A 16,260-nucleotide genomic window follows, 5' to 3' on the forward strand; every position below is an offset into this window, starting at 1 on the left:
CGGGGCAGATGAGGGAATCGAGGAGACAGGATGTGTTTATGCCCCTGAGGGGATCTCAAGACTTTCTCCGGGTTGCAATATTTTCACGGTGAGATCCGTGGTCCGCTCGATGGCCATCTTAAACTCTCCGGCATCTGCCGTAATCTTCTCCCAGGTATTGTAATGGATCGGCACCACGGTCTTTGCACCGACAAACTGTGCTGCCATCATCGCCTCCCGGGTCCCCATTGTATACCTTCCGCCAATGGGGAGGAGGGCAACATCGGGATGATAAAGCTCGCCGATCAGTTTCATATCAGAAAAAAGTCCGGTATCCCCGGCGTGGTACACGCTCACCCCGTCCATCCGGACCACAAACCCTGCAGCTGCGCCAGTACTTCCTGTCATGGCCGGATCATCAATCCTTGAAGAGTGAAGTGCCTGGGTCATGGTGACCCTGACACCGCAGATGTCAAGAGTACCGCCAATGTTCATGCCCTCTGCAGGAACACCTTTGGCCTGAAGGTAATGGGCTAACTCGCCGATTGCCACGGTTGGTTTTTTAAGGTGTATGGTTTCTCCCAGGTGATCGAAATGGCCATGGGTAACCAGAACAAGGTCCGGATCGATGCCGGCAATGCTCCCCTCATCAACAAAAGGGTCGATGAGGACTTTTTTTGTACCGCTGAGCAGGACACAGGCATGGCCAAACCACGTGAGGTGCATATATACCGGTGGGGCGTGCGCAGGGATGAACATTTTTATGGCCGGGAGGGGGGCGAAAAAAAGGGTAAAGGAGATAATGAAACGGTTTTATGTCACATCGATCAGTTCGGCTTCCGTAATATCAATGGATTCGCCCAGGTTGTCAGCGGTCGCGCTCCGGGTCATCTGTTCGGAGAGATCGCGGTCTTCCATGACGTCCCGGATCCGATGGATGTACGGATCGATGGTGGGGTCTTCCTGTTCTTCAATGACATGCCGGTATTCGCGAAGCGTGGAGGGACTGACGCCAAGTTCATCGGAGACCTCCTTCATGGTCTTTCCCGAGGCTATCAGGTCTTCCATTTTCTCCTTGTCAAACGGCATTCTGAAATCCAGGTCGCGGAAGAGCTTGAGCCGCACCCTTGCCCTTGCGACGGTCTTGCTCAGCTTCTCGTCTCCCAGTTCGCGGGCGATCTCGGTATCGTTCTTTCCGGCATAGAAGGAGGTGACCAGCTTCGCGAGCTGGATGGGTTTGAGCGAGGTCTTGAAGATCCCCTGTTCGATGATCTCCCGCATAACGAGGGCGACCTCGCGTTCGATCGCATCACTGTCCCGGAGGGTGCCATGAATGTTTTTCATCGGCTCGACAATCTTTGTCTTGCCGGACATGGTGCTGAAGAGTTCCAGCAACTGTGCTTTCCGTTTGTCTTCCGTCATTGGATACCCCGTCTTGGGATTAGGATATACAATACTTCGTCAACTATTTAATGCTATCTTTACAGTTCTTTTGACCAGAAACCTTTTATTTAGCGCTGGATCGCATTTTATGGACTTTCGGGATTCGCGCACAAAATGCAGTTCCGGACTGGATAAATGAAATCTGTATCAGTACAGATCCTGTTGCTGCCAAACACCCCATGCGGTCATGCAAGACCCGGACGCGAGCCTTTTTGTCGGGAGTGGTGCAACTGTATAAGAGAAGATTCAGGGAACCTGCATGAGCGATGTTTTTGAAAATGTAATGGATCTGGCCAAGCGTCGGGGTTTTATCTGGCCGACCTCGGAATGTTACGGGGCGGTGGCCGGTTTTATCGATTACGGCCCTCTCGGTGCCATGATGAAGCGGAGGATAGAGAATATCTGGCGGCATTTTTACGTTGTCCAGGAAGGGTATTACGAGATCGAATGCCCGACGATCGCCCAGGAAGCAGTCTTTATCGCCTCCGGTCACGTCAAGGGATTCTCCGACAAGATGTGCCAGTGCCCGCACTGTAAGGAATACCTCAGGGCCGACCACGTGGCTGATGGCGGCGGGGTCTGCGGAGCCTCAACAATGGACAATGCAACGCTTGCCGCTGCGATTGCAACCTGTAGGTGCCCTGCCTGCGATGAGGTACTCGGGAACGTCGACGTATACAACTTCAACCTCATGTTCCAGACAACGATTGGCCCCGGGTCCCAGCGCGTCGGGTACCTCCGCCCCGAAACTGCACAGGGTATGTTTGTGGACTTTTCCCGGCTCCTGAGGTTCTACCGCGACAAGCTTCCGTTTGGGGCGGTGCAGATCGGCAAGTCTTACCGGAACGAGATCTCGCCCCGGCAGGGTATGATCCGGCTCCGCGAATTCACCCAGGCAGAAGCCGAGATCTTTGTCCACCCGGCCGAGAAGAACCGCCACCCGGCATTCAAGCGATATGCGAATTACCGGATGCCCCTGCTGACCTACACGCACCAGCAAAAATGTGAACCCGCAGTTGAAATGTCGATGCGTGACGCGGTAGACGGCGGTATTATCGCAAACGAGTATGTCGCCTACTATGTAGCCCTCACCCATGAACTGCTGGTGACCGTTGGCATCAGGCCGGACCGGCTCCGGTTCCGGCAGCATCTTCCCGACGAACGGGCGCACTATGCCACAGATTGCTGGGATGCGGAAGTGTACTCGGACCGCTTCGGCTGGGTCGAGACTGTCGGGATCGCCGACCGGACCAGTTACGATCTCAATGCTCATGCAGGACAGAGCGGCACTTCGATGACGGTCTTCATCCAGTACGAGACGCCAAAAAAGGTAGAGCGCCGGCGCATTATCCCGAACATGGGAGTGCTGGGCAAGCAGTACCGGCAGAAGGCAAAGGCGATCTTTGCCGCCCTCGAGACCGCAACACCGACTGCAGAAGGTGCAGATGTCACCGTGGATGGCGAGACCATCCATATCCCGGCCAACCTCTTCGAGGTAAGAGATGAGGTTGTGGATATCCGGGGCGAAGAGATCGTGCCCCACGTGATTGAACCCTCGTACGGCATCGACCGGATGTGCTATGCGGTGCTCGAGCAGGCCTACGATGAGGACACCGCGGACGGCGAGAAGCGCACCGTGCTCCGGCTCTCCCCGCAGGTCGCCCCCGTACAGGTTGCCGTCTTCCCGCTCATGGCCCGGGACGGCCTCGACACCCTGGCCGGGGAGATCACGACAACGCTCCAGAAGCAGGGTATCCTCGCGGAGTACGACGATTCCGGTGCAATCGGTCGCCGTTACCGCAGGCAGGATGAGATCGGAACCCCGTTTGCGATCACGGTCGACTATGATTCGAAAGAGAACCACACTGTTACCCTCAGGGACCGGGACAGCATGAAGCAGGTCCGGGTGGCTATTGACAGCATCCCGGGCACAATAAGTGCACTGGTCAGGGGCGACAAAAAATTCGCGGAACTGGGATAAGATATCCTTTTTCGGGTTACTACCTATATCATTTAGTAAATTTTTGCTCCCTGAGAGTACGATGCCTGCCGCCGCCCCGACGGGGCGCCCCCGCGGCGGCCTCAATTACCTTTTCTTTTCCCGCCGACAAAACCGGTAATTTGCCCCGCCGTGCCCCGGGGGCCCTGAGGCAGGGAGCCCTCGCTCCAATGAGAGAACGGAAACAGAATTCTCCTTTCCCCCCACAATTCCCTATATTACCCGGCGAGATCAAATCCTCATCAGAAATATGCCCTGCATCAGCCATCCCCTCATCCGTCCTGACAGTATCGAGTCGCGGGAGTACCAGCTCGCGATCGCGATGAAGGCGCTGGATGCCAATACGATGGTGATCCTCCCCACGGGTCTTGGGAAGACTGCTGTCGCCCTGCTCGTTGCCGCTTCACGGCTTTACAACGAGGGGGGACGGGTGCTGATGCTTGCCCCCACAAAACCACTTGTAGAGCAACACCTCCGTTTTTTCGAGAAGTACCTTATCGCGAAGAGCCCGGCAGGCGCTGAAGGTTCGCCGTTTGCCATGTTTACCGGCGAGGCCCCGCCCGCCGAACGCACTGCAGACTGGGAACGCTCACAGGTGGTCTTTGCCACCCCGCAGGTGGTAAAAAACGATCTTATTGCCGGGCGCTATACGTTGCAGGACGTAACGCTCCTCATTGTTGACGAATGCCACCGGGCAGTGGGAAACTATGCCTATGTCTTTCTCGCCCGTCGCTACCACGACACCGCTGCAAAACCCCTCCTCCTGGCCATGACCGCCTCGCCCGGGGGAGTGCAGGAGAAAGTCAGCGATGTCTGCGCGAATCTCGGCATCGCCCAGATCGAGAACAGGACCGAGAGCGATCCCGATGTCAGCCCCTATGTCCACGAGCGCGAAGTTGAAGTCCACCAGATCGATCTTCCGGCAGAACTTAAAGGCGCCATCCACGCCATTCACACGCTGATCGATGATCGGCTGGGACTCCTGGCCTCACTCGGTTTTGCAGTCCCAAAAAGGGACAGGCTGTCGATGAAGGAGCTGGCTGGTATCAACGCCCAGATCCAGCAGCGGATCCAGAACCGCGACCCGGCGGGGTATTCGGCCGCCTCGGTGTACGCGGAGTGCTTAAAACTCAAACATGCCGTGACCCTTGCCGAATCACAGGGGAGTGAGGTCTTCCGCGGCTACATCGCAAAACTGGTGGCCGAGGGGACGGGTCCAGGTGGGAGCAAGGCAAGCCAGCGACTGAGCAGGGACCCTGCCTTCCATACCCTGTACGAACAGACGCTTACCTGGACCGGGGAACTTCATCCCAAACCCGCAGCAGTCCTTGAGATTGTAAAAGAGCAGATCGATACTCATCCCGACAGCCGGATCATCATCTTTGCCACCTTCCGGGACACGGTCCAGCTTCTCGTCGATTACCTCTCCAAAAACGGGATCTCCTGTGAACGGTTCGTGGGCCAGGCCACGAAGGACGCGGAGAAAGGACTCTCGCAGAAGAGGCAGATCGCTGCCCTGGCCCGGTTCCGGGCCGGGGAATTCAAGGTGCTCATCGCCACTTCCGTCGGCGAGGAGGGACTTGATGTCCCCTCCACCGATCTCGTGATCTTCTACGAGCCGGTCCCCTCCGAGATCCGGTCCATCCAGCGCAAGGGGCGGACCGGGCGGTCTGGTGCAGGAAGAGTGGTGGTGCTTACCACCAAAGGAACATCAGACGATGTGTACCGGTACGTGAGCCAGACCAAGGAGCGGCAGATGCAGAAGAACCTGCGGCAGATGAGCGGACAGGGAATCACGGCACAGCAACCGGTTGTGGCCGACCAGACCCGGATCGAGGAGTTCACCCCGCAGGGCCCGGCGATCCGGATCGACGACCGCGAGACTTCCTCGAAAGTTGTCGAGGAACTCTCCGGCATGGGAGCGGCGATCCGGCTCCAACGCCTGCCCCGGGGGGACTATGCCATCGGTGACCGCATCCTTGTCGAGCGCAAGACCGCACGGGACTTTGTCGATACCCTCATCAACCGCGACCTTCTCGGGCAGGCCAAGGCACTCGCGGATGCCGTACCGCGGCCGGTCATGGTGATCGAGGGAGGCGACATCTACATGCAACGGGATATGAACCCGAACGCACTCCGCGGGGTGCTCGCAGCACTAGCCATCGATATGGGCATCACCCTGCTTTTCACCCGGGACGAGCAGGACACGGCGCAGATGCTCTTTGTAATGGCAAAAAGGGAGGAAGGCGAACGCGGTGAGCGCAAACTCCATCCGCACAAGTCATTTACGTCGGCAAAAGAGGAGCAGGAATATATTATCTCGGCGTTTCCCGAGATAGGACTGAAGAACGCAAGGCTGTTGCTGGCGCATTTTGGATCCATCCAGGGGATTGCAAATGCAACGCTTGAGGAACTGGTTGCGGTGAAGGGGATCGGAGAGAAGACGGGGACGAAGATCTTTGAGTTGTGCCGGAGAAAGTACGGGTGATCACTCTATTTTTCCATTGCTGTGATCGAAGGGAGTGGCGAATTTACCATATTTATTGTGCAAATTGTGTCTGACAATTCAAACATTCAATTTTATAACGTGATGCTTTACTCCCGTTGAGCCAAATCTACCATCTCTGAATTCTTTTTTGTAATTTTCGCCAGACCTGCAACGATGCCTTGCCGCCGCCCTGAAGGGCGCCCCACGGCGGCCTCAATCACCTGCTAGCCGGGAAACAGGTAATCTGCCCAGCGAGGGCCTGTCGAGGTCCCCGAAAGGGATGGGAAAACTCATTTTGCAAATGCATCAGATCGTTAACAATCAGTCCCGCCGTGTCCCGGAAAAGCCCCTTGACGGGAAGAGGTCGCACACCAGCCCATGTGAACCGGTGAAAAAAATGTTTACAAAAATATTCCACTTACAACCGGCACAAAATCTCAAGTGCCTCGGCCCCGGTCTTCACCGCGGTCATCAGCGTCAGGATATGGTTTGGGTCTTTTTCGTTATTGATCCGTTCGCAGAGCGCATGGACCGTCATCGCAATTTCTTCGGCAAGCATGCCTCCTTCCTCCTCTTCGCATGAACAGGGCTCAGCATTATGATCCCCGCCACAGGAACATCCTATGGCGTGGTTGTGGGAATGGGGGTCTGCTGCCGCCGGCGCTGAAGGGGCCTTTGTGGTCTTCGCGAGCTTTGCCGCGGCATCTTTCTCCGCGCAGACAACACAGAACGTCTTTTTCTTGTATTCAAAGAGCGGACAGCCGCATACCGGGCAGGACTTTTCGAGCATCTTTCCCCCTTTCAAGAGATACTCGGCCATGATCTCATCGTCTTTTTTCTCGGGCATACGTCACCGTCTGGTTAATATCCAAACTATATATGCGAGTTATACGTATTAACTACAGGTACGCGGTAGGTGATACCATGCCAAATCCCGAAAAGACAATGGAAAACTGTATCCTGATGCTGCAGCACATCCAGGAGGACAGCACGATCCCGAGAAACATCCGGCGTGTTGCCGATGAAACCCGGATCCTGCTCTCCAACAACAACAAGGCCATGGGCCTGCGCGCTGCAGAAGCAATCTCAAAAATCGATGAAATCTCCAATGATCCCAACATGCCCATTCATGCACGGACCCGGATCTGGGAGCTGGTGTCCCAGCTCGAGACAATACCGCTGGACTAGGCCCGGCGGCGGTTTTTTCTGTTTTATTTTAATTATCACTTTTTCCCTGATCCTCTTTTCCGGGCGCCCCGCACTCACGCCGGCACGGGAATGATGCCGGAAGAAGGACAGGCAATCCCTTCGGGAAAAAAAGATGATGTTTTCTGCTGTTCAGGCTGTGCTGGCAGCGCGGACGCAGTACCCGAGGACAATTCCCACGATCCCGTAGATCACCAGAAGTGCGCCGACAATGATCACCATCAGGGCAACACCGATAACCGGGACCAGGGAGATCAGGAGACCCAGGATGATCGCAAGGACCCCCTGGAGAGCGAAAAGGCCACGGTGCATCATGTGCGGTTCACCGACAGCGAGGACCAGCCCGATGAGGCCTCCCAGGAACAGGGCGATGCCGGCGATCACGATGATCACCTGACCCATGATTATGGGAGCAATAATCGTGGCAATCCCGAAGAAGAACCCGATGATCGCAAGCAACGCAAGGAGGAACGATTCTTTCCAGCCTCCTGGCGAGAGAGCGGCAAGCATCACCGCAGCAAACGAGGACAGGATGATCAGGATCCCGATCAGTTCAACAAGCACCGTTGCTGAGAGTGTCGGGAAGAGAACAACCAGAAGACCAAAGATTACTGCAAGCAAACCGAGAAGCACGAGAGCTCCCCATTTTACGCCGGTAGTATTGTCGCCGGCAGATACATTCGTGGCCATAGGCACCAATGAACCGTTCCGGCGTGCACCACGATAAAGATTTTTATATTAATTCCCGGGTTCCGGGAAAATAGGTTCTCAGGCGCCGGTTTGTGCTGCCAGCGTATGAGTGAGGGAGGGGATGCTGATCTGGTTGTTGAAGCCCGCCTGGTAACCGTCCGGGAAGGTGATCGTGGTGGTCTGCGGCGCGAAATTGGCAGAGATCAGGGATCCGTACCATTCGTTCCTGACTTCCTGCTGGGCATTTGCAAAGGAGAAGGCCGGTGTGGTCATGATAGTACTGCCTCCCGACTGCACGACGCTGGCAAAAGAGGGGATGATCACGTCTGCCGAGGACATGTCGGCGCTGACTACGGTGACCGGCCGGCCGAGGTTCTCTGAAAGGGCGTTCTGGAGGGTGGCAGAGGGGTTGGCCGCGTGGAGAAAGATCGCAGCCTGTTCCACAAACGAGAGATCGTACTGCATATCTGCCTGTGCATCGCCGTTCCCGTTTAAGGTCACGGTAAGCGTCTTTGCGGTGAATGCCTGTGCCGGCATGACCGCCAGTAAAACAATGAGGATTCCCCCAAGGATCAGATAACTGCGCTTCATAGGTGTCAGGTTTAGATTACAATTTTAGCTATAAAGGCTTGCTGCTGACACCATAATTACGTCGGAGAAGCGGTTATTTTCCCGGGGATGTCCCGGATCATTCAGGATCGGATTTCCTGCACAGGAAAATGGTGTTTTTCCGGATAAGAACAGGTCGGCGGCTCTCAGAGCCGCTCGGCAACGGTAACCAAGTCATCGAAATGCCGGCTCTTCTTGAAAAGCCACCACGTGAACCGCTCGACAACGGTAAAGGAGAAACTCCCGCCTGCCGCGTTCGGGTGGCCCCCACCGCCAAACTCCCGGGCGATCAGGTGGCTGACCGGCGGTACCGATCGGATCGAGAACTTCCCGTCTTTACCGATAATCACCTCGATATCGGTCCCCTTCTCCTTCCTGATGAAGTGTGCTGTCTCGCTCGGGTACCCGTAGAGCGGGGCAAAGACAATCCGGTACTTCTTCCCCCGGAAGCTCGCATGGGCAAGGCTGCGCTTCATCATCTCTGCCATCTCTGCACGGATCTCAGCGTTCTCGGCCTCGATGAGTGCATCGGAGAAGATCCCCGCCACCAGGCAGTCCCGGACATGCTCCCGGTTCTTCTTGCGCTGGAGCACCTGGCCCAGTACCGCGGACCGGGGATCTGCGTGCCGCCAGAGATCATAATCGCAGACAACCCGGGCCACTTCCGCCGCCACGGGGTTGTCCGGCAAGAGGTCGCGGGCAACGATCCCCGTGGCGCAGATCTCTGTATCGATATGAAGAACAGAGACTGCGTTCCTGACACCTGCGATCTCCTCCTCGCGCCATCGGTGGTGGTCGCGCCACTCGATCACCCACCCGTTTGCCCGTGCCCGTGCAACCGTCTCTTTCATATCCTTCCGGCAGCCTAAGTCGGAGACCGAGAGAAGGTCCCCTTTTCCGGGGCAGGACGCAACAAGAGAGAAGAGCCCGGGGAACTTTCCCACCGAGCACCAGATGGTAAACACGCCCTCCTTTCCAAACCTCATCCGGTGGATTGCATCGGCCCCGACCGCGTCGAGATCATTGTGGGTCAGGTGGACCACATGAGCGGTACGGGACGCTACGGCGCGGGCCAGGCCGGCATCATCCTCGTAGGAAGGCGGGGGGGGCATCAGGTTAATACTGGCATGGCGGGATATAAATAGGAGACGTCAGGGGAGATGATCCCCGGCCGGGCGTATCATTTATTAAGCACAAGTGCCAACATTTGTACTCCTGCCCTAGTAGCTCAGACTGGGAGAGCGCCAGACTGAAGATCTGGTTGTCCCCGGTTCAAATCCGGGCTGGGGCATTTGGACAAAGGGTTAAATCCTGATTTTATTTTCGGGCTTTATTTGCCCGCATTTTCCCTTTGCAGATTACACATAATACAATTCTCGTGGTGTAGTTCCGGCATTTCTGCGGATTTCAGGTCGCCGGGTCATCCTGAATTGGTCGATGAAAACCCGGGAAATGTACTGGCGATAGTGTAATAACTCCCGGGGAATCATTACCAGAACTAAGCAGAACAGCGTGGTGGCGGATACGTTGTGAAAATCCGGACAAAGACCATCCTCATCTTCTCTGCAACGCTTGTCGCCATTTTACTCGTTTTTTTGATCGCCTCGGAAACCATCGTTATGGATGCATTTCATACCGTTGAAGTCCAGAGTGCCCAAAAAGATACGAACCGTGCCCTCTCGATACTGGCAGCAGATACCAACCAGCTCGATGCTGTCGCCCAGGACTGGTCATCGCGGAATTCAATAGAGGATTCCATTGTACAGGCGAATAAACCCGGCCTTCTTTTGGAACTCGATAACCGAACGCTCGATCACCTCAGGTTCAACTATATTCTTTTTTATAACGCTTCCGGGGGATTAATCGCCGGAACAGGGTACGATATAGAAAAACAGCAGGAGACACCGGTCCCATTATCTCTTGTAACCATCCCCCTGTCTCCGGCCGTTATTTCAACCATGCAATCGCAGGGGACCGGTTTCATCGGTATTATGAGTGATCCAAAGGATCCTCTTCTCCTTGCAGTCCAGCCGGTATATGGTCCTGACTCATCAGCCACACCGGTTGGCTATATACTCATGGCAAGGTATCTCGATGCAGCCGAAGTTCAGCGGTTGGGCAACCTGGTACAGCTGCCACTTGAGATACGTCGCTATGACGACCCTGCCCCTCCCGGGGACTATGAAGCGGCGATGGCATCATTTGAGAACGGAACGGAACCTTTTGTCCAGATCCAGGGAAACGATGCCATCACTGTCAACGCCCCGGTGTATATCGCAGTCCTTGACAGTAACAATATCGGGACCTACGCACTCATACGGGACATAAACGGGTCGCCACTGCTTATCCTGCGACTTACCATACCCCGGCTTATCTATGCCGAAGGAAATTCGACGATTATTTACTTCTTTGCATGTCTGGTCATTTTAGGGATCTCCCTGGGAGTGATCATGCTGATGCTGCTCGATGAAACCGTTATCTCCCGGCTCCTGTACGTGAGCAATCGCGTGAACTCTATCGGAGCTGCCCGGGATTTCTCGGCGCGTGTTTCGGTTACCGGGACCGATGAAGTGGCGCAACTGGCCACCGGTGTCAACTCCATGCTGGGTGAACTCGAAGTGTCCCAGCAGTATCTCAAAAGCCGTCTGGACCAGAGAGAGAAAAGTTATCAGCTTTTTTTTAACAGTATCGTTGATCCCGTTCTTGTCTGGCGGTTCAGTAACGAGCAGGGGTTCGGCGAGTTGATTGAGGCGAATAATGCAGCAGTTGAAATACTCGGGTATTCCCGCCCTGAACTGGCCTCAATGAAGCTGGTTGATTTCCTTGCAACAGAAAATTCAACGGATCATGATTCCCTGATACAGCAGCTTATCTCAAACGGGAAGGTTCATTTTGAAGGATCGTATCGCACAAAGCAGGGAACCCTGATCCCCATCGAAGTCATTGCTCACACCTTCGACGAGTTTGGTGAAAAAGCGGTTCTGATCATCACTCGCGACATCACCGAACGAAAGGATGTTGAGCGACTGAAGAGGGAAGCATTCCAGCAGATCGAGAAGAACATGCAGCAGTTTGCAATCCTCAATGATCAGCTGCGAAATCCCATCCAGGGTATTATCGGGACCGCCGATCTGATGGAGGATGTCCATAAAGAAAAACTCATCCGGCTGGCGAAAATGATAAATGAGATTGTTTGTAAACTCGACCAAGGCTATATTGAATCTGAAAAAATCCGCGAATTCCTGCGGAAATATTACGGCCTGGGAAAAAAATAAAACAACAGTCGCGTTTCAATTTTTATCCCGGATGTTAAAAACAATTGGTCTCCCTTAGTACAGGAGATAACTACGGGGATTTCCGGAAATCATTTTGTCAATGGGATTTATTTAATGACAATTATGCGAAAAATTTATCATTCCATACTAGGATAGCAGAACCTACCCTCAATCGTATATTTTTTTAAAAACGGGTACAATGTCGCATATAATATCAAAATATGTTGGTAAGAACGAGTATCTGGTCAGGATACGGATGTCTGGACCCAATCTGTACATGCACATCAGAAAAATTCTGGTGTTCCTTGTTGTTCTGAGTGTCATGCAGATGACGGTAAATGGTGTGTTGCTTACGTCATCGTTCTCACAGAATGGTTCGGGACGAGCAGGAATACAGGAGAGCAGTTCCGGAAATTCGGTTCCGGTGACCGCAATGGCAGTCCCTGATTCTTCTGCCTCCACCACACCATTATTGGCACGTGGAGGCGGCGGCCATGGCGGTGGCGGTGGCCACGGCGGCGGTGGCCACGGCGGCGGTGGATCCGGTGGTGGTGGATCCGGTGGTGGTGGATCCGGTGGTGGATCCGGTGGCGGTGGATCCGGTGGCGGTGGATCCGGTGGTGGCAATGGAGGCGGCCATTCCGGGGCCGGTAACTCCGGGAACAGCAATTCCGGAGGGAGCGGATCCGGGAATAATGCCAATTCCGGAAACGGTAACTCCAAAAACAGCAATTCCGGAGAAGGCAGATCCGGGAATAATGCCAATTCCGGAAACGGTAACTCCGGAGGGAATCAGGGGCAGGCGCAAACAGGAACCCAGCGTGAAGGATCCTATTTTGTCACGGCAGGTGTCAAGGGAGCAACAGTAAGCTCTGCTGGTACGGGCAAGATGATCACCATCAACGAGCAGGAAGCCCAACGTTCAGGAGAGAAAATTTCAGAACATAATAATGCCATTTCGTTGGAGAATGGCCCGGTGGTAATCACCATTACACCTCAATCAGCCCCGACAGTGAATAACGGACAAATTTCTGCAGAAATTGGATCAATTTCAATGCAAAGTTTCCCCGTTACCGCGCAGTTTGCCGGAAAAGGCATGGTTTCTGCGGCATTCCATTCAGAAATGAATAATATGCCTCCTGAAGATGCCTTGGTCGGGCTTTCTCTTGCCGAAAAGCCGGATGCCCATACGGCGACCGTAATCGGGAATACCGTCAATGAAAATGGATATCGTCTGGATGCAGTTGCCTATACTGCGCAGGTTAAAAAGACGGATCTTGCAGATAAGACCTATATCGGTCAATCTTCTGTCACCATGAGCATTGCGCCATCGTGGGTGCTGAACCACGGCGGGATCTCGGGTGTGAAAATCGTCCGGCTGGCAGATGACGGGACATCCCAGCTGCTCAATACACAATTTTCCGGACTGGATAGCTCTTTCAATATGATCTATACCGGCGAATCACCAGGGGGACTTTCCATGTTCGCGCTGGTATCTGTTGTGCCACAGAAAGTGATCGTTGCCCCCACCACTTCCACCACAATATCCCTGAGGCCCCTGACACCAAGTGAAACCTCGATATTCTTCGTCCCCATCCTGGTGCTTTTTATCGCTCTCTTTACGCTACGGAGAAAATAGTCCCCCTCTTTTCGGTGCCGATAAGGTTCTGAAAGGCATGATGTACCGGCCCCTGCCTAAGCTGCCCGGGGAATTTTGATCTGCGAGGACCTTGCCATTATCCCGGTGATGCTGATCGTACCGCTCCCTGCCGGGAACAGCCCGACGTTCGATTTCTCCAAGGTCCCCTACGGGCCAGCCAGGATAGCCCTCATCTTTCTCGTTATCGTTGTCCCGGGATACTTAAAAAAGTAAAAAATGGCCCTGCAAAAGAAGGTGAAACTACCTTCCTTTCAGCTGACACGTGAATATACCAGTGACGGATATTCGGTATCATGGGCCGTACCGGAACTGGCATCAAGCACCCAGTTCGCCGGTGCAGTCCGGCCCGTGATCGTTATGGTATACTTGCCATTGCCGGCACTCTGCCAGGTCCCGGATTTCATTACCTGGCTCCCCCCGTTGAGATAACCGGTGAAACTTCCGTCAGCACCGAAGACAACCTGTGCGCTGTCACCCTGTACCGTGGGAGTTGACCATTTGCCGACAATAGGATCCTGCGATGCTGCAGCTCCGGGTGCTGCTGCCGGAGTTGCCGCGCCAGGTGTTGAAATCTGTGTTGTGGCCGGCGAAGCCGGCACCGTGCCAGCCGGAGCACTGGAACTGGTCGTGCTGCTGGTACATCCAGCCACAAAAATCACCGCAAGACAAACAAGGGCAAGAAAAACAATGGCTTTTTTCTTAGACATATGACGGGGTAGATCATTACCCGCAATAATTGTTTCTGTTTTTACCTGATATTCAGCCCGGGGACGTCCATGTCCTGTACGGCAGCGAGGCCCCTATCCGGCAATTCCTGCCCCTGGTGACCGGCCCGGCGGATTCCCGGAACCTATAATACTTTTCCCGACGGAACTCTGGTACTTCGTTGTGGGGTACTCAGGGAGGATTCTTTCATGGACATCATGCTTGCTGCCGTCGGTGTTATTGTCCTGTCGATTATCCTCCTGTACTATGGCCACCGCTTCGGCCTGCCCAGCATTGTCAGTTTTCTTGTGATCGGGATGGTAGCGGGGCCTTTTGGCCTTGCACTCATCACTGACCAGTCTTTGATTGCCACGATCGGGGAGATCGGTATCGTCCTGCTCCTCTTTACAATCGGTCTCGAGTTCTCGTTCCAGTCCTTCCTGCGCTCGTGGCGGGCAGTCATCATCGGCGGCCTTGCCCAGATCTGCACTACCATCGTTGCCACGACCGCGATCAACCTGGCGTTCCAGATGCCGTTTAACGAGGCACTGCTCTTCGGCTTTATCGTCTCCCTTTCGAGCACCGCGATCGTGATGAAGATCCTCCAGGACAAGGGGGAGGTGGACACGCTCCAGGGTAGGACGCTTCTGGGGATTTTGATCTGCCAGGACCTTGCCATCATCCCGATGATGCTGATCGTACCGCTCCTGGCCGGGAACAGCTCAACCTTCGATTTCTCCGAGGTCCCCTACGAGGCAGCCAAGATAGCCCTCATCTTCCTTGTGATCGTTGTCCTGGGGTACTGGGGCATCCCCCGGCTCCTCTTCAAGGTTGCAAAGGAACGCAGCCGTGAGCTTTTCCTCTTCACCATTGCCGGCATCTGCATCGTCATTGCCTGGCTCACGAGCGAAGCCGGGCTTTCGTTTACGCTGGGGGCATTCATTGCCGGCCTGATCATCGGCGAATCGGATTACAACATCGACGCCCTGGGCCACATCATCCCCTTCCGCGATGTCTTTGCCGCCATCTTCTTCCTCTCGATCGGGATGCTCTTAGACACGGGCACCATACTCGACAATCTCTATTTTGTCGTGATCACGATCCTGGGGATCTTCCTCGTCAAGGTCCTGACCGGGTCCTTCGCCGCAACGGTGCTGAGGATGCCCACCCGGGTCTGCATCTTTACCGGTCTTGCGCTCGCCCAGATCGGGGAGTTCTCCTTTGTCCTTGCCGGGACCGGCCGGGATGCCGGGGTCATCCAGGAGCCGGTGTACCAGGTCTTTTTGGCCGGCGCCATCGTAACCATGGCATTCACGCCCTTTGCCATGCGCGCATCCCCCCGCGCGGTAGACCTCTTCTACCGGGTCTTCCCGGCGCGATCGTCACGGCAAAAGACCCCGGAGCCGGAAGAGAGTTCCCCGGCCGAGATCCTCTCCAACCACATCGTCATTGCCGGCTACGGCATTACCGGCAAGAGCGTGGCACGGGCGGCAACGCTCGCCGGTATCCCCTACATGGTCATCGAGCTCAACCCCGAGATCATCCGGCAGGAGCGATCCCAGTACCGTCCCAACTTCATCTTTGGCGATGCCGTGCAGGAGGAGGTGCTCGAACACGCCGGCATCCGGCATGCACGGGCGATGGTCGTCACCGTTTCCGAGGAGGAGGCCGTTCCCCGGATCATCCACACGGCCCGGCAGCTCTCACCCGGCGTCCATATCCTTGCACGGACCCGGCATGTCAGGAATGCCCAGCACCTGCTCGACCTTGGGGCGGACGAGGTCATCTCCGAGGAGTTTGAGTCGGCCCTCGAGATCTTTGTCCGGGCCCTGAAACGCTACGAGTTCCCCGATGAGGAGGTGAACCGGATCATCCAGCGGACCCGGCGCCTGGGCGACGCTCTTTTTACCCGGTGCACCGACCCCACGCAGCACCAGAAGGTCCAGAACTTTGAGACGCTTTTTAAGGCAACGCACATCCACACGGTCCAGGTGGAGGCAGGTTCTGAAGTGGAAGGAAAGACCATCGGTGAACTGGCATTAAAAGAGCGCTTTGGCATCCGGGAGTTCGGGTTCCGCCGGGGATCGATGCGTTTCTCCACTCCTGACCCGTCCCTCCGCCTCGAGGCCGGGGACACGCTGGTCTTATTTATCACGGACGAGAAGGCAGGAAAGATCATCCCGCTCTTCTCGGCGCCGGTATGATA

At 55.2% G+C, this 16,260-nt stretch carries 15 protein-coding genes and 1 tRNA gene; 9 read left to right on the forward strand and 7 right to left on the reverse strand.

What is annotated here, in order from left to right:
- Positions 1–36 precede the first annotated feature (36 nt).
- Both VMS83_RS04285 and VMS83_RS04290 read right to left on the reverse strand, forming a co-directional pair.
- Complete coding sequence (locus tag VMS83_RS04285; protein WP_325410213.1) at positions 37–705, reverse strand: metal-dependent hydrolase; 669 nt, start codon at positions 703–705, stop codon at positions 37–39.
- Between the two features lie 87 nt (positions 706–792).
- Positions 793–1,401, reverse strand: coding sequence for a response regulator receiver protein (locus tag VMS83_RS04290; RefSeq protein WP_325410215.1), 609 nt, complete (start codon positions 1,399–1,401; stop codon positions 793–795).
- Positions 1,402–1,681: 280 nt separating this feature from the next.
- On the opposite strand from VMS83_RS04290, the gene glyS reads away from it, so the two are divergent.
- Positions 1,682–3,403, forward strand: a complete 1,722-nt coding sequence (gene glyS, locus VMS83_RS04295; RefSeq protein ID WP_325410217.1) for a glycine--tRNA ligase — start codon at positions 1,682–1,684, stop codon at positions 3,401–3,403.
- Positions 3,404–3,671: 268 nt separating this feature from the next.
- Positions 3,672–5,909 (forward strand): DEAD/DEAH box helicase, encoded by a 2,238-nt coding sequence (locus VMS83_RS04300; protein ID WP_325410218.1) that lies wholly within the window; start codon positions 3,672–3,674, stop codon positions 5,907–5,909.
- A gap of 418 nt (positions 5,910–6,327) precedes the next feature.
- Here VMS83_RS04300 and VMS83_RS04305 read toward each other — a convergent pair whose 3' ends face one another.
- Positions 6,328–6,756 carry an autoantigen p27 domain-containing protein gene (locus VMS83_RS04305; protein WP_325410220.1) on the reverse strand — a complete coding sequence of 143 codons (429 nt, stop codon included), beginning with the start codon at positions 6,754–6,756 and terminating at the stop codon, positions 6,328–6,330.
- Between the two features lie 77 nt (positions 6,757–6,833).
- Here VMS83_RS04305 and VMS83_RS04310 point away from each other — a divergent pair, with 77 nt between their 5' ends.
- The gene (locus tag VMS83_RS04310; protein WP_325410222.1) at positions 6,834–7,097 is read left to right on the forward strand and encodes a UPF0147 family protein; all 264 of its coding nucleotides are present in this window, start codon (positions 6,834–6,836) and stop codon (positions 7,095–7,097) included.
- A gap of 150 nt (positions 7,098–7,247) precedes the next feature.
- Here VMS83_RS04310 and VMS83_RS04315 read toward each other — a convergent pair whose 3' ends face one another.
- The 3 genes from VMS83_RS04315 to VMS83_RS04325 form a co-directional block, all read right to left on the reverse strand.
- Positions 7,248–7,805 carry an HdeD family acid-resistance protein gene (locus VMS83_RS04315; protein WP_325410224.1) on the reverse strand — a complete coding sequence of 186 codons (558 nt, stop codon included), beginning with the start codon at positions 7,803–7,805 and terminating at the stop codon, positions 7,248–7,250.
- Between the two features lie 78 nt (positions 7,806–7,883).
- Positions 7,884–8,396 (reverse strand): hypothetical protein, encoded by a 513-nt coding sequence (locus tag VMS83_RS04320; RefSeq protein WP_325410226.1) that lies wholly within the window; start codon positions 8,394–8,396, stop codon positions 7,884–7,886.
- 164 nt (positions 8,397–8,560) lie between these two features.
- Positions 8,561–9,526, reverse strand: a complete 966-nt coding sequence (locus VMS83_RS04325) for a phosphoesterase (RefSeq protein WP_325410228.1) — start codon at positions 9,524–9,526, stop codon at positions 8,561–8,563.
- A 105-nt stretch (positions 9,527–9,631) separates the two neighbouring features.
- On the opposite strand from VMS83_RS04325, the gene VMS83_RS04330 reads away from it, so the two are divergent.
- From VMS83_RS04330 to VMS83_RS04350, 5 genes are all read left to right on the forward strand, one after another.
- Positions 9,632–9,705, forward strand: a tRNA-Phe gene (locus VMS83_RS04330).
- A 238-nt stretch (positions 9,706–9,943) separates the two neighbouring features.
- Entirely contained in the window at positions 9,944–11,689 is a 1,746-nt protein-coding gene (locus VMS83_RS04335) for a CHASE4 domain-containing protein (RefSeq protein ID WP_325410230.1), read from the forward strand.
- 494 nt (positions 11,690–12,183) lie between these two features.
- The gene (locus VMS83_RS04340) at positions 12,184–12,558 is read left to right on the forward strand and encodes a hypothetical protein (RefSeq protein WP_325410232.1); all 375 of its coding nucleotides are present in this window, start codon (positions 12,184–12,186) and stop codon (positions 12,556–12,558) included.
- A gap of 20 nt (positions 12,559–12,578) precedes the next feature.
- Complete coding sequence (locus VMS83_RS04345; RefSeq protein ID WP_325410233.1) at positions 12,579–13,328, forward strand: hypothetical protein; 750 nt, start codon at positions 12,579–12,581, stop codon at positions 13,326–13,328.
- Between the two features lie 75 nt (positions 13,329–13,403).
- Positions 13,404–13,562, forward strand: a complete 159-nt coding sequence (locus VMS83_RS04350) for a hypothetical protein (protein ID WP_325410234.1) — start codon at positions 13,404–13,406, stop codon at positions 13,560–13,562.
- 38 nt (positions 13,563–13,600) lie between these two features.
- Here VMS83_RS04350 and VMS83_RS04355 read toward each other — a convergent pair whose 3' ends face one another.
- Positions 13,601–14,056: a hypothetical protein gene (locus tag VMS83_RS04355; protein ID WP_325410236.1), complete on the reverse strand. Its 456-nt coding sequence runs from the start codon at positions 14,054–14,056 to the stop codon at positions 13,601–13,603.
- A gap of 207 nt (positions 14,057–14,263) precedes the next feature.
- Between VMS83_RS04355 and VMS83_RS04360 the strand changes: the two genes are divergently transcribed.
- Complete coding sequence (locus tag VMS83_RS04360) at positions 14,264–16,258, forward strand: cation:proton antiporter (RefSeq protein WP_325410238.1); 1,995 nt, start codon at positions 14,264–14,266, stop codon at positions 16,256–16,258.
- Positions 16,259–16,260 lie beyond the last annotated feature (2 nt).

It is taken from the genome of Methanoregula sp. (assembly GCF_035543475.1).
GTDB lineage: Archaea > Halobacteriota > Methanomicrobia > Methanomicrobiales > Methanospirillaceae > Methanoregula.

Coding starts and splice junctions, on each gene's coding strand:
- VMS83_RS04285 (WP_325410213.1), bottom strand. CDS start 705: ATGCACCTCACGTGGTTTGGCCATGCCTGTGTCCTGCTCAGCGGTACA.
- VMS83_RS04290 (WP_325410215.1), bottom strand. CDS start 1,401: ATGACGGAAGACAAACGGAAAGCACAGTTGCTGGAACTCTTCAGCACC.
- glyS (WP_325410217.1), top strand. CDS start 1,682: ATGAGCGATGTTTTTGAAAATGTAATGGATCTGGCCAAGCGTCGGGGT.
- VMS83_RS04300 (WP_325410218.1), top strand. CDS start 3,672: ATGCCCTGCATCAGCCATCCCCTCATCCGTCCTGACAGTATCGAGTCG.
- VMS83_RS04305 (WP_325410220.1), bottom strand. CDS start 6,756: ATGCCCGAGAAAAAAGACGATGAGATCATGGCCGAGTATCTCTTGAAA.
- VMS83_RS04310 (WP_325410222.1), top strand. CDS start 6,834: ATGCCAAATCCCGAAAAGACAATGGAAAACTGTATCCTGATGCTGCAG.
- VMS83_RS04315 (WP_325410224.1), bottom strand. CDS start 7,805: ATGGCCACGAATGTATCTGCCGGCGACAATACTACCGGCGTAAAATGG.
- VMS83_RS04320 (WP_325410226.1), bottom strand. CDS start 8,396: ATGAAGCGCAGTTATCTGATCCTTGGGGGAATCCTCATTGTTTTACTG.
- VMS83_RS04325 (WP_325410228.1), bottom strand. CDS start 9,526: ATGCCCCCCCCGCCTTCCTACGAGGATGATGCCGGCCTGGCCCGCGCC.
- VMS83_RS04340 (WP_325410232.1), top strand. CDS start 12,184: ATGGCGGTGGCGGTGGCCACGGCGGCGGTGGCCACGGCGGCGGTGGAT.
- VMS83_RS04345 (WP_325410233.1), top strand. CDS start 12,579: ATGATCACCATCAACGAGCAGGAAGCCCAACGTTCAGGAGAGAAAATT.
- VMS83_RS04355 (WP_325410236.1), bottom strand. CDS start 14,056: ATGTCTAAGAAAAAAGCCATTGTTTTTCTTGCCCTTGTTTGTCTTGCG.
- VMS83_RS04360 (WP_325410238.1), top strand. CDS start 14,264: ATGGACATCATGCTTGCTGCCGTCGGTGTTATTGTCCTGTCGATTATC.